The sequence below is a fragment of the Commensalibacter intestini A911 genome (genome assembly GCF_000231445.1).
Taxonomy (GTDB): domain Bacteria; phylum Pseudomonadota; class Alphaproteobacteria; order Acetobacterales; family Acetobacteraceae; genus Commensalibacter; species Commensalibacter intestini.
Genome location: NZ_AGFR01000003.1, coordinates 1 through 13,884 on the forward strand (window position 1 = coordinate 1; position 13,884 = coordinate 13,884).

Annotated in this window: 11 protein-coding genes and 1 riboswitch; of the genes, 10 read left to right on the plus strand and 1 reads right to left on the minus strand. The window is 37.1% G+C overall.

What is annotated here, in order from left to right; all coding sequences use genetic code 11:
• Positions 1 to 338: 338 nt before the first annotated feature.
• Genes cobW through cobJ form a run of 7 tightly spaced genes read left to right on the plus strand, consistent with a single transcriptional unit; the run spans position 339 to position 8,606 of the window.
• Complete coding sequence (cobW, locus tag CIN_RS00375) at positions 339 to 1,370, plus strand: cobalamin biosynthesis protein CobW (RefSeq protein ID WP_008853064.1); 1,032 nt, start codon at positions 339 to 341, stop codon at positions 1,368 to 1,370.
• 48 nt (positions 1,371 to 1,418) lie between these two features.
• Complete coding sequence (locus CIN_RS00380; RefSeq protein WP_040363631.1) at positions 1,419 to 1,895, plus strand: hypothetical protein; 477 nt, start codon at positions 1,419 to 1,421, stop codon at positions 1,893 to 1,895.
• 33 nt (positions 1,896 to 1,928) lie between these two features.
• Positions 1,929 to 5,270, plus strand: coding sequence for a cobaltochelatase subunit CobN (gene cobN, locus CIN_RS00385; protein WP_008853066.1), 3,342 nt, complete (start codon positions 1,929 to 1,931; stop codon positions 5,268 to 5,270).
• 3 nt (positions 5,271 to 5,273) lie between these two features.
• Positions 5,274 to 6,479 carry a precorrin-3B synthase gene (gene cobG, locus CIN_RS00390; RefSeq protein ID WP_008853067.1) on the plus strand — a complete coding sequence of 402 codons (1,206 nt, stop codon included), beginning with the start codon at positions 5,274 to 5,276 and terminating at the stop codon, positions 6,477 to 6,479.
• A gap of 15 nt (positions 6,480 to 6,494) precedes the next feature.
• Entirely contained in the window at positions 6,495 to 7,130 is a 636-nt protein-coding gene (locus CIN_RS00395) for a precorrin-8X methylmutase (RefSeq protein WP_008853068.1), read from the plus strand.
• A gap of 4 nt (positions 7,131 to 7,134) precedes the next feature.
• A complete protein-coding gene (locus tag CIN_RS00400; RefSeq protein WP_008853069.1) occupies positions 7,135 to 7,848 on the plus strand; it encodes a precorrin-2 C(20)-methyltransferase in 714 nt (237 codons plus the stop codon).
• A 5-nt stretch (positions 7,849 to 7,853) separates the two neighbouring features.
• The gene (gene cobJ, locus CIN_RS00405; protein ID WP_008853070.1) at positions 7,854 to 8,606 is read left to right on the plus strand and encodes a precorrin-3B C(17)-methyltransferase; all 753 of its coding nucleotides are present in this window, start codon (positions 7,854 to 7,856) and stop codon (positions 8,604 to 8,606) included.
• A gap of 52 nt (positions 8,607 to 8,658) precedes the next feature.
• On the opposite strand, the gene CIN_RS00410 is transcribed toward cobJ, so the two are convergent.
• Positions 8,659 to 9,693 carry a HoxN/HupN/NixA family nickel/cobalt transporter gene (locus CIN_RS00410; protein ID WP_040363632.1) on the minus strand — a complete coding sequence of 345 codons (1,035 nt, stop codon included), beginning with the start codon at positions 9,691 to 9,693 and terminating at the stop codon, positions 8,659 to 8,661.
• A gap of 101 nt (positions 9,694 to 9,794) precedes the next feature.
• Positions 9,795 to 9,976, minus strand: a riboswitch (cobalamin riboswitch).
• Between the two features lie 209 nt (positions 9,977 to 10,185).
• On the opposite strand from CIN_RS00410, the gene CIN_RS00415 reads away from it, so the two are divergent.
• The 3 genes from CIN_RS00415 to yiaY all read left to right on the plus strand — a co-directional run bounded on the left by CIN_RS00415 (position 10,186) and on the right by yiaY (position 13,800).
• Positions 10,186 to 10,734, plus strand: coding sequence for a hypothetical protein (locus CIN_RS00415; RefSeq protein ID WP_008853073.1), 549 nt, complete (start codon positions 10,186 to 10,188; stop codon positions 10,732 to 10,734).
• A gap of 382 nt (positions 10,735 to 11,116) precedes the next feature.
• Positions 11,117 to 12,565: a catalase gene (locus CIN_RS00420; RefSeq protein WP_008853074.1), complete on the plus strand. Its 1,449-nt coding sequence runs from the start codon at positions 11,117 to 11,119 to the stop codon at positions 12,563 to 12,565.
• 86 nt (positions 12,566 to 12,651) lie between these two features.
• Positions 12,652 to 13,800, plus strand: coding sequence for an L-threonine dehydrogenase (yiaY, locus tag CIN_RS00425; RefSeq protein WP_008853075.1), 1,149 nt, complete (start codon positions 12,652 to 12,654; stop codon positions 13,798 to 13,800).
• Positions 13,801 to 13,884 lie beyond the last annotated feature (84 nt).

Genomic DNA, 13,884 nt, shown 5'->3' on the forward strand with positions numbered 1-13,884 from the left:
TGATTTATATAAATCAACAAACGCGTCACACTAACTAGTTTTTTTCTTGAGCTCGTCTGTGAAAGTTTTACTTTAATTCTTCAGAATTTATTTATTTTGAATAAATTTAATCAAATCATTTAATGAACTATTGAATCTAAAGAATGTCAGTGTGAACAATATGGTGATTTATTCGCTTTTTTGATGTTATAAATAACGGCTTTAAACTTCATAATACAAAGCGAATATTTCACTATAATTTTGTTATAAAATAGCATCATAATCAGTTCTTTTCTTATCTGGATAAACACAGTAAGCTGTTTAACAATTACCCTTTTTGTTGAACATAGGATCAATCGATGCAATCTACACGTATTCCAGCGACTATTATTTCTGGCTTTTTAGGTGCAGGGAAAACCACACTTCTTCGCTCTTTAATGGAACAATCTTCTCATAAAAAAATTGCAATTATTGTAAATGAATTTGGTTCTTTGGGCATTGATGGGGATATTTTAAAAAATTGTGGTGTTCCAGGATGCACCGAGGATAATATTGTAGAGCTTGCCAATGGTTGTATTTGCTGCACGGTTGCGGATGAGTTTTTACCAACGATGGAGGCTTTGCTAGACCGTAAAGATCCACCAGAGCATATTATTATTGAAACTTCTGGATTGGCATTGCCAAAACCTTTAATCAAAGCGTTTAATTGGCCCAGTATCAAAACAAGAATGACGGTTGATGGGGTTGTGACTTTGGTGGACTCTCCCGCAGTATTGGCAGGACAATTTGCAGATGATCCTGACGCTGTGGCACAGCAACGCGCAGCAGATCAATCTTTAGATCATGATAATCCTTTGCATGAAGTTTTTGAAGATCAACTTTGCTCAGCAGATCTAGTGATTTTAAATAAAATCGATTTAGTCACATCAGAACAAGCAGAACAACTGACAAAAGATATTCAAAAAGAACTTCCTAAAGCCGTAAAAATTATTCAAGTTGCGAATGGGAAAATTGATCCTGAAATTATTTTAGGAATTAATGCAAAGGCAGAGGATGATTTACAGTCACGTCCGTCTCATCATGATGGAGAAGGCGAAGATCATGAACATGATGATTTTACCAGTTTTGTGGTAACGATCCCGACCGCAGATAATCCAGAAACGCTTGTTCAAAAATTAATTCAAGTTGCAAATACGCATGATATTTTACGGATAAAAGGTTATGTGAATATTGCCAATAAACCGATGCGTTTGGAAATTCATGGCGTAGGTCAACGATTTAACTATCACTTTGATCGTGCATGGCGTGCAGATGAAAGCCGTGAGAGTAAGTTGATTGTTATTGGAGAAACTGGGATTGATCAAGAGGCGATTCAAGCTGCGTTGCAATAGATTTGAGCAAAAACTTTATAATCACTTAAAGACAAAGCAACTTAGACAATGAATAGTTATTTTACGTATGCCATATCAATTTTGACTGTTTTAGTTGCTTGTTCTACTTTTGTTGTTGGGTATTCTCAAGCGAAAATAGCGAGCGCAAAAGTAAAGCTTGATTTATATGAACGGCGTTTTAATGTTTATATATCTGCCTTAAATTTTTGTCGTGCATTTTATACAAAAGAACCTGAAGAGATAAAAGAATATATGTTTGAATTAGTAAGATCATGTAGAGAATCAAAATTTCTCTTTAAAGAAGAGGATGGTATCTATGAAATTTTAAATACAATAAAAGAAACAGGTGATCTATTTAATTCATATACAGCTTACGTAAAATCAAATGGTATACTCGATTTAAATAACCCTTATAAAGAGGCATTGAAAAATGCAGAAATTTTTGAGAAAAATCTTAAAGATCTCGAAGAAAAAATAAAACCTTATATTCAATTTAAAACAATCCAAGGTTGGACATTTTTATAAACGTGTTACTAAATATTTTAAAAGAGATCTCTAATGCATTTACTGGTTCGTGAAATTAAAACTTTGGATGAGCAAGCGCCTGCTGAGGATTTGCAACACGAGCCCGCGGATATTTTGTTTTTATCTTTTTCAAACAGTGACCTCAATATTATGGCGCATTGTTTAGAAAAACCAGAGTTTCAAAAGACTTCCATTCGATTGGTGCCTTTACAACGGCTGCGTCATCCTATGTCCGTTGATATTTATATTGAAGACACATTAAAAAAAGCAAAATTTGTTCTCCTTCGCCTGTTGGGTGGGATTGAATATTGGCGATATGGCACAGAGGAAGTTGTCGCTACGTGTAAAGCACATAATATTCCTTTACTGGTTCTTTCTGGTGAGGGATATGACGATCCCAGTTTAGACAGGCTTTGCACGCTTCCTTCCTTACTTTTAGCACAATATAAAAGTTTTTTTTATGAAGGTGGTGCTGATAATTTTACGCATATATTGCAATTAACGACGCATTATCTAGCACAAAAAGCCTATCAAGCTGATCCTGAAACATTACCAATGGTTGGGGAGTATCCTTTTGCGTTGCCTCAAAAAGAGGGGCAGCCGACCGTTATTATTATCTTTTATCGCACGCATGTGTTGGCTGATAATATTGAACCAATTACCGTATTAGCTTCTCAGCTTTCGGAAAAGAATATTAATATTAAAGGCGTTTATGTTTCTTCTTTAAAAGATCCTGCGGTTTCTTGTTGGGTTGCGGATTTTTTTCAAAAAAACAATCCACAAGTCATTTTAAATGCAACGTATTTTTCAATCCAGCAAGATTCACAATTCTCGATTTTTAAGCAAAGCAACGTGCCTGTTTTACAGCTTTTACAACCTGGAAATACAAAAGAGTTATGGGAAAAAAGTTTTCGTGGTTTATCGCAAACAGACCTCGCGATGCAAGTGGTTTTGCCAGAGTTGGATGGCAAGTTATTAACGACGGCCATTGGGTTCAAAAAAGAGATAAATGGTCAAGTTCATTATGATCCTTATCCTGCTGGCATAGCACTTGTTGTTGATCGTGTGAAAGGATGGACTAACCTTGCGTCAAAACCAAATAAAGATAAAAAAATAGCGTTATTTTTATCGAATTATCCTGGGGTTGGTGGACAAGAAGGGCATGCCGTTGGGTTGGATAGTTTTGCCAGCCTGTATCATATTTTACAATGGTTAAAAGAAGCGCATTATGATCTTCCTCCATCTATTCCTTCGGTGACTGAATTAACGCAGATTTTATGTCAGAAAAAATCTTCTCAGACTTTCAGGATAGAAACATATAAAAAGCTTTTTTCTGAACTCCCTATTGGTTTTCAAGAAATAGTTTTAAAAAACTGGCCTCAGATTGAAGATGATGAAACAATACAAGATGGGTATTTTACGTTACGTTATTTAACCCTTGGGCATATTACGATTGCTATTCAACCTGAACGTTCTTCGTTGATTGATCATAAGTCTTTATATCATGATCCTGATACGCCACCATCTCATGGATATATTGCGACCTATTTATGGTTACGCCATTATCAATTGATTGATGCAATGATTCATTTAGGAACGCATGGCACAATGGAATGGTTGCCAGGTAAAGCAACGGCTTTATCAGAAGATTGTGCTCCTGCCGTTCTATTGCGTGGATTGCCTGTGATTTATCCATTTATCGTGAATAATCCTGGTGAGGCAGCTTGTGCAAAAAGAAGATTGGGGGCGGTAACCATTGGTCATTTAACGCCTCCTATGAATAAAGCGGTTTTAAGTGGACCAGCGGCAGAGTTAGAACGTTTAATTGATGATTATGCAGAGGCAGATGGATTAGATCGCAGACGCAGTCAGCTCTTGGTTGGTGCGATTTTAGATAAAGCAGAAATTTGTGGTTTATTGGCTGAAACAGGAATTAATCGTAAAGAAACTGGTGATGAAATTGCTTTAAGTCATCTGGATGCGTATTTATGTGATGTCAAAGATTTACAGATCAGAGAAGGGTTGCATATTTTTGGAATGCCTCCCGTTAAAAAACAACAGCTGTTAGAGAATATAAAAGCTTATGCTCCTGATAAAATAGGCGAATTGGAACAAAAGCTTGATCGTTGTGCAGAGCAAGAAAAAGCTGCTTTATTAAACGCATTATCAGGGCAATTTATAGAGCCTGGCCCTGCGGGTGCGCCGACGCGTGGACGGCTAGACGTCTTACCAACAGGGCGCAATTTATATACAGTTGATCCTAGATCTATTCCAACCCAAACCGCTTATTTATTGGCTCAAAAAGCAGCAGATCAATTGCTTTTAAGATATATGCAAGAAAATGGCGATCATTTACGTCATTTGGTGATTGATTTATGGGGTAGCACGAACCTGAGAACTGGTGGAGAAGATCTTGCTTTGGCTTATATTTTAATGGGTGCAAAACCTTTATGGGATCCAACATCAGGCAGAGTGCATGCCATAGAAATTATTCCTTTGCCAGAGATGGATCGTCCTCGTGCGGATGTAACGCTGCGGATTTCTGGTTTTTTCAGAGATGCGTTTGAATCACAAATTAACAGTTTTGATCAAACGGTTGAGGCAATAGCAAAACGCGAAGAGCCTGCAGAATGGAATCCTTTGGCAGGCCTTTATCAGATAACACCAGCTGAGGAGCAATATCAGGTTTTGACGCGTATTTACGGAACGGCTCAAGGGACGTATGGAACAGGGATTGAACAACCTTTGGCGACAGGGAGTTGGCAGGATCAAAAAGAGTTAGGGGAGTTGTGGTTAAAGAACTCGGCTTATGCCTATGGTCGCGATAAGGCAGGTGAATATAATCAAAAAGGACTTTCTGAACGTTTAAAAGAAACGCAGGCGTTTTTTCATAGTCAAGATCATGCAGAAATTGATTTATTAGACAGTCCTGATTATGCTGCACATGAAGGTGGATTTGCAGCTGCAGCTGAACTTTTTAATAATCGCCCGACATTATATCATGCGGATACATCCAAAGCTGAAACCTCTAAAATTCGATTGTTGGTTGAGGAAGTAAACCGCATAACGCGTGGACGTGCAGCCAATCCTGTGTGGATTAGTTCTATGATGAATCATTCTTATCGAGGTGCTGCTGAAATGGCACGTTCAGTTGATGCATTATTTGGGTTTGCAGCGACTTTGTCCAATCGTTTTGATCAGCAGTTTAATTTAGTTTTTGAAGCTACCTTAGGAAATGAAACGGTTAATGAGTTTTTAGAGCAAGCCAATAAAGAAGCTAAAAAATCAATGCAAAATCGTTTTAAAGAAGCACGTGATCGTGGATTGTGGCATCCTCGTTCAAACAGTGCAGCAATGATCTTGGATGAGGAATAAAGCATGAACAATATTCGTCGTGGATGGTGTCCTTCTCTGTTTAAGCCTATGGAAACGGGAGATGGATTTTTATGTCGCATTAAACCGTTTTTTTCTTCGATTACTAGTGATCAAGCACGCTTTATTGCAGAACTCTCTGAACAATATGGAAATGGATATATTAATCTTTCTCAAAAAGGGAACTTACAATTGCGTGGGTTTACACGCGAGAATGTAGATATTGCGATACCCAAAGTGATTCAGGCACATTTAGGATCTAATGATGCCAATATGGAGGAAAAACGCAATATTATGATTGCGCCTTTGTGGGATCTTGATCCTTCTCGGAATGCTGATGTTTACCATATTGCGCATGAATTACAGAACGCACTAGAAGCACGTCCAGAGATCCATCCGTTAACAGGAAAATTTAGCTTCTTGATCGATGGAGGTGAAGAATATGGGCTACGTAATGTGTATGCGGATGTAAATATTCGTGCTTATGACAAAAGTTGGATTATTCAGCTGGGGCATGATGAGAATGTTATTATTTGTGATCGACAAGATTTGGTTAAAATGGCTTTGGAAATCACACAATTTTGTAAGAATCATCAATTAAAAAGATTATTAAATCCAGAAAATACAAAACTATATTTACAGCAAATTTCTTATCCAACGATTGATTATAAAAACAACGATCATTATCATTCTCTACCTATCGGATATGTTCAACTTCCTACTTCTTCGATCGTTCATGTTGGTGTGCCTTTTGGATTGTTAAAAGCAAGCCAGTTATTTCATCTTGCGGATGTTGCGGATCAATTTGGAAATGGGACTGTTCGATTTACACCGTGGCGTAGTATTATTTTACCGCATTGTTCTAAAGAGGCTTTATTAGACTTGTCTGATTTTATAGTGACAGCAGAAGATCCAAGATTACGGATTATTTTATGCCCAGGAAAACCGTTTTGTATGCAAGGGCAACAGGCAACGATCGAGGATGTTGTTTCTTTGTTTCTAATTTGGAAGAAGCAGACAAGGATTTTACATATGTCTGGATGTGCTAAAGGCTGTGCATCGCCTCAAATAAACGCTGTTACGCTTTGTGCAACGCAAGAAGGATATAATCTTGTGTTTGATGGAAAAGCAGATCAAGATACATCGTATCAAAATCTAAAATTGACAGAAATTATCAATTTGCTACAAAAAGACTCTCAATCACTTCATTAAGAAAAGCTCTCGCTGATGTCTTTATATGACTATATTCATGATGGCCAAGCAATTTATAAGCAATCTTTTGCGACTATTCGTCGTGAAGCTGATTTATCAAAATTGACAGAGGATCAAGCACGCATAGCAGTGCGGATTATTCATGCTTGTGGTCGCATTGAAGTCACGGAACAACTTGTTTTTCATCCTGATGTGATTGAAGCAACTGAGAAAGCTTTACAGCAAGGTAAACCAATTTTTTGTGATGCAGAGATGGTGGCTTATGGGATTACAAAACGTAGACTACCGAAAAATAATGCTATTATTTGCACGTTAAACCATCCTGATACACCACAACTTGCCCAAGAAATGCAGAATACGCGTTCGGCAGCCGCCATTCATTTATGGGGGGATGCGTTAGAGGGTGCAGTGGTTGTGATTGGTAATGCGCCAACAACATTATTTCATTTAATTAATCTCTTGGAAGAAAATAAACTTCCTTATCCTGCAGCGATTATTGGTGTTCCAGTAGGATTTGTTGGGGCTGTTGAATCTAAGGATGCGTTGGTTGAATGGGGTAAGGTTCCTTATCTCATTGTGAAAGGACGTCAAGGAGGCAGTGCAATGGCGGTTGCTGCAATTAATGCCTTGGCACAGAAACAGGAAATATAACGAAATGAATGGGCATTTATATATTCTTGGGATGGGGCCAGGTGATCCTGAACTTGTGACACGTAAGTCAGAGCGGATTTTACGACAAACTGTGGTCTATGCGTATTTTGCTAAAAAGGGGGAAGTGGGTCACGCAAGAAAAATTGCGGACGATATGCTAAGTTCACAACATCAAGAATTACGTTTTGAATATCCGATTACGACGGAAATTCCGCATCAAAGTAATGAATATAAAGAAGCGCTTGCGTTGTTTTACGATCAATCGGCAAAGATAATAGAGCAACATTTACAAGATGGACAAGATGTTGCGTTATTATGTGAGGGAGATCCTTTATTATATGGCTCAGCCATGTATATTTTAGAGCGATTACAACCTAATTATTTAACTCATATTGTCCCTGGTATTACAGCGATGAGTGGGTGTTGGAGTGCCGCCCAATTGCCGATTGTAAAATATGAACAAACGCTTACCGTTTTACCCGCAACCTTACCTTTAGAACAGTTGGTTACCAAACTTCGTCTTTGTAATGCGGCTGTGATTATGAAAATAGGGCGTAATTTATCCAAAGTAAAACAAGCATTACAATCAGCAGGTTTATTGGATAATGCTATCTATATTGAACGGGGTACTCAAACCGAAGAAAAAATGATGCCCTTAACGCAGTTTAAGGACTCTAAAGCTCCGTATTTTTCTTTAATTCTTATTGCTGGATCGTAATGCTTATGAGTGGACATGTATATATCATTGGCCTTGGCCCTGGAGATCAAAATTTACAAACGATCGAAGTGGCTCATTTATTGCCCACATTAACGGATTTAGTTGGATATGGTCCTTATGTTCAACGTGTTCAGGCTCCTGATACGATTTGCAAACATATTTCGGATAATCGTGAAGAATTAGATCGTGCACGCCATGCACTGATGCTTGCGCAGCAAGGTCATCGTGTGGGTGTTGTTTCCTCTGGGGATGCTGGTGTTTTTGCAATGGCTAGCGCTGTTTTCGAGGCTATTGAGTATGGAGAACCATCCTTTAAAGAAGTTGAGGTCACGGTTTTACCCGGTATCTCTGCAATGTTTGCTGCTGCTTCTCGGTTAGGGGCTCCTTTAGGACATGATTTTTGTGCGATTTCATTGTCGGATAATTTAAAGCCGTGGGAAATTATTCTTAAGCGGTTAAGGTTGGCAGCACAGGCCGATTTTGTGATTGCGCTTTATAATGCGGTTTCTAAAGCACGCCCTTGGCAGCTTGATACCGCTTTTGATTTGTTAAGAGAAGAACTTCCTTTGGATATTCCTGTTGCATTTTGCCAAGCAATTTCAAGAGAAAATGAGCATATTGAAATTACAAATCTGAAAGAAGCAAAGGCATCAATGGGGAATATGCAGACCCTTGTTCTAATTGGTAGTCGATATAGCAAGTTGCTGACAACACAGAAAAAAACGTGGTTTTATACGCCAAGGTCGTTGAAATTATAAATGATTTTATACAGGATAAATTGATATCTATCCTGTATCATTCAATATTTGATTATTCTATATTTTGTTGTTTATAAATGGCGTAAGAAATTAACCAAGCTAAAGCAAATAATCCAATAATAGCATAACCAAGATCATTAAAATTATTGCCTAATTCAGTAATCCAATTCCAGAAAGTGCCTGTTAATTGAAGTTGGTCTGAAAGTAGTCCGAGTGCTTCAACACCACCGATAAAAATGGCGACCATGATTGAAACAAGGGTAATAGACATATTATAAAATAATTTACGCATGGGTTTTACAAAAGCCCAGTCATAAGCTTTAAGCATCATAATTCCATCGGATGTATCGACCAAAGACATCCCCGCAGCAAATAGGACTGGAAAGACCAGAATAGAGCTAATAGGCACTCCTTGGCTTGCTTGCGCGGCAGAGACCCCAAACATAGAGACTTCAGTGGCTGTATCAAAGCTAAGACCAAATAAAACTCCTAAAGGAAACATGTGCCATCCTTTAGTGACCAGTTTAAACATTGGACGGAAAATGCGAGATAAAAATCCTCGGTTATTTAATAAAAGATCTAAATCTTCATCCATATAATTGCCACCAGCTTTAACCCGTTTATAGGTCTTATAGATAGAGACAAAAATGCAAATATTCATAATGGCAATGATTAGCAAAAATGTTGAAGATACTAAGGTGCCAATGATGCCTGAAATGCGTTGAAAATCTCCAAAACTATTTAATGTATTTGCAGCAATTGCTACTAAACCAGCGGCAATAAAAACAACGGTAGAATGTCCCATGGCAAAGAAAAATCCAACAGTCACAGGTCGTTGATTCATTTGCATCAGTTTGCGGGTCACGTTATCGATAGCGGCAATATGGTCAGCATCTACAGCATGTCGTAATCCAAGACCATAAATAAGTAAGGAGACACCGAGTAATGCGGGTTTGTCATAAAAAGCGATAAATGCCCAGACCCATGCGCCAATATTAATAATGGCTAAGATTGTATAAATGGTGATGATGCGCACCTTTAAATTAGGTGAGCTCTCATCAAAGAGATGTTTAATAGCGGTAAACATGAATAGTGCCTTACGGTAATGTTCATGTCATTATGAAAAGAAAAAAGAAGCATGAATAGCATCTTTTTTATTGCATTGAGGCACCCCGCCCAATGTTTTCACGTTGACGAATACTGATGGCAGGTCTCCTGACTTCATAGTATACACATTATTTCACCCTTCCCAGAAAAAGCACTCCAGTGAGATTATAGAAATAACCAACTATTTACAGTTGCGGGGGCAGCTATAGATTTGCACTATATTCCCTATTATTCTTAAAGGAACCATCGTAACCTTTATAATCAAAACTTTACAAAAAGACTATAGGGTTAATGGAGATATATTTATAGAATTATGCTGATAAAGAAGAATGTTTTGTATAAGAAAGATATATAAAACAAACTTTTAATATTATTTAGGTTGTTTAGTCATTAGATTACATATGTAAACGATTAGTTTTTACCAAATTTTCTAATAGCTTGAGTGGGGAAGATTTATTAATTAGGTCTCTAAATGAGAGAAAAAATTATCATTATTTTAGTTATTTTATTAAGTTTAAATCAAACTATTAAAGTTTACGCGCAACTCAAATCTAGTGAAATTATTCAGGGTCCTTTTAAAATAGATTTATATCCAGATGGTAAAATATATATTGAACAAAACAATGACGAAATATCAACAGGAGGATGTCCAACTACGTTATTGATTTTAGAATATCAAAAAAATAATCAAATAAAAAAAGAAACTATTGATGAGTATTATGAAGATGGTGCTTGTGTAAAAATTGCATCTATATTTTTTAGTAAAATACACAATAAAGAGTATGTATTTGTAATGCAAAAATGGGAACAGAATATGCCAGCTATTAATATTTATGATAATAGTTATGACACCATAGCTTATACTAAAAACAAAGATGGAAAGTTATGTATCGATTTAAATATTTCTAAGGATCATAACTTGTCCGGGATCGATGGTACTGTGGCTGATGGTAAAAAGGTTCATTATAAATATAAAACTGCTGCGGTGATTAAAAAATATTTAGAGCAAAAATATCAATAAATGATATATTTTTTGAAAAATTTTAATGAGTAAGTTTAAAATTTAAATCTTTGAATATTATAATAATGAAATGTTAAGCTACAAAAAACTAAATAATTTAAGGTATTGAATTTACTATTATTTTATTAATATGTAGGGGGCTTTTGTCACTTGGTTGCGAAAAAATGAAATAACTAACGTTTTTTTGAACTCAAAGAATATATTTATATTGCTATATTACTTTTTATTATATGTAATTATCGTAGTGTAATGGTTTTGTTTATAGATAATAATATATAGAAATAATCGATAATCGATAATCGATATTTGTTTTTTTCGTTTGATTAACCTTTGTAAACATTTATCATTACAAGCAATATTATATTACCAAAGGAGCATATCAATGAGTAAAAATCTTACAGGTGCTAATGGTGCCCCCATTGCAGATAATCAAAATTCACGTACTGCTGGTCCAAGAGGCCCTGTATTGTTAGATGATTTTAACCTCGTCGAAAAACTTGCCCATTTTAACCGTGAAAATATTCCAGAGCGTCGCGTTCATGCTAAAGGTGCTGCAGCACATGGTACATTTACAGTAACAAAAGATATTTCAAAATATAGTTTTGCCAAACTCTTTGATACCATTGGTAAACAGACACCAGTATTTCTACGTTTTTCTACTGTTGGTGGGGAAAGAGGTTCTGCGGATACTGCTCGTGATCCACGTGGGTTTGCCTTGAAATTTTATACCGAAGAAGGCAATTGGGATATTGTCGGGAATAATACACCAGTATTCTTTATTCGCGATTCAATCAAATTCCCAGATTTTATTCACACTCAAAAAAGAGATCCGAAAAGCAATCTTAAAGATGCTAATATGATGTGGGATTTCTGGTCTCATTCTCCTGAAGCATTACATCAAGTCACTATCTTATTTTCTGATCGCGGTATTCCTGATGGATTTAGATTTATGCATGGTTATGGCAGTCATACCTACAGCTTGATTAATAAGGATGGTGTTAGAACATGGGTAAAATGGCATTACAGAACCCAACAAGGTATTAAAAATCTTGATCCAGCAAAAGCGGGGGAATTAGCGGGTAGCAACCCAGATTATGCAACTGAAGATTTGTTCAACGCGATTGAAAGAAAAGAATTCCCTCGATGGAATGTCTACATTCAAGTTATGACCGAAGAGCAAGCTCGCACTTATAAAGAAAATCCTTTTGACGTTACCAAAGTTTGGTCTCAAAAAGAATTCCCACTGCACGAGGTTGGTTATTTTGAATTGAACCGTAATCCTGAAAACTACTTTGCTGAAGTTGAGCAAGCTGCGTTCGCACCAAGCAATGTTGTTCCTGGAACGGGCCTATCCCCTGATAAAATGCTACAAGGGCGCGTCTTTGCATATGCTGATGCACAACGCTATCGTGTAGGGACAAACTATCAACTGCTTCCAATCAACGCACCGAAATGTCCTTATGCAAATCACCAACGTGATGGGGCTATGCGTTTAGATAGTAATGGTGGCGGATCGCTCAATTATGATCCAAATAGCAACACCGACTCTCCGAAACAAACCAATCAAAGAGAGCCATTATTTCCTTCTGATTTATCTGGTGCTGCGGGACAATATGATCACAGAACAGATGAGGATTACTACAGCCAACCTGCGGCACTTTACAAACTAATGAATAAAGAGCAAAAAGAATTGTTAATCAGTAATTTAGCCGCATCTATGCAAGGTGTTAAAGAAGATATTCTTCAGCGTGCTTTGGCTCATTTTGTAAAAATTGACCCTGAATATGGACAATCGCTAGCAGCCAAAGTTGGCATAAAAATTAAAGCATAAAAAGAATTTGTTATTTTATGAAAAAAGGCTTTTAATATATTACATGATCACATGGTGATTATAGTAAATATAAAAGGAAAGTATCTATGAGTACCACATTTTTTATTCCTTCAATCAATGTTGTTGGGGAAAATGCTTTAAACGATGCAGTTCCACACATCTTGGGACATGGTTTTAAACATGGTTTAATTGTTACCGATGAGTTCATGAACAAATCTGGTGTCGCTCAAAAGGTTTCTGATTTATTAGCAAAATCTGGCATTAACACTAGCATTTTTGATGGAACACATCCAAATCCAACTGTATCTAACGTTAATGATGGCTTAAAAATCCTAAAAGCAAATAACTGTGATTTCGTTATCTCTCTTGGGGGTGGTTCTCCACATGACTGTGCAAAAGGGATTGCTCTTCTTGCATCAAATGGCGGGGAAATCAAAGATTATGAAGGCCTAGATGTTCCTAAAAAGCCTCAATTACCTTTAGTATCTATTAATACCACAGCTGGTACAGCCAGTGAAATCACTCGTTTTTGTATTATTACAGATGAAGTTCGTCATATTAAAATGGCGATTGTAACCTCAATGGTAACACCAATTCTGTCAGTTAATGATCCTGCATTAATGGCTGCGATGCCTCCTGGGTTAACAGCTGCAACAGGTATGGATGCACTGACACATGCTATTGAAGCTTATGTTTCAACTGCGGCATCTCCGATTACAGATGCTTGTGCATTAAAAGCTGCAACCATGATTTCTGAAAATCTACGTACTGCTGTCAAAGACGGTAAAAACATGGCTGCTCGTGAAAGCATGGCTTATGCACAATTATTAGCTGGTATGGCATTTAACAATGCTTCTCTTGGCTATGTTCATGCGATGGCTCACCAATTGGGTGGTTTCTATGGTCTTCCTCATGGGGTTTGTAACGCTGTATTGTTACCTCATGTTCAAGAATATAACTTACCAACATGTGCTGGTCGCCTAAAAGATATGGCAAAAGCAATGGGTGTTAATGTTGATAAGATGAGCGACGAAGAAGGCGGTAAAGCTTGTATTGCTGCTATTCGTGCATTATCAAAAGATGTTAATATTCCTGCAAACTTAACAGAACTTAAAGTTAAAGCAGAAGACATCCCAACATTGGCAGCAAATGCTCTTAAAGATGCTTGTGGTGTGACCAACCCACGCCAAGGCCCACAATCAGAAGTGGAAGCAATCTTCAAATCTGCTATGTAATTTTAATTACATAACTTAGTAAAAAGCGTCATATTCGTGAGGATATGGCGTTTTTTATTTGAATGGCTCTCTAGATGTAGACTT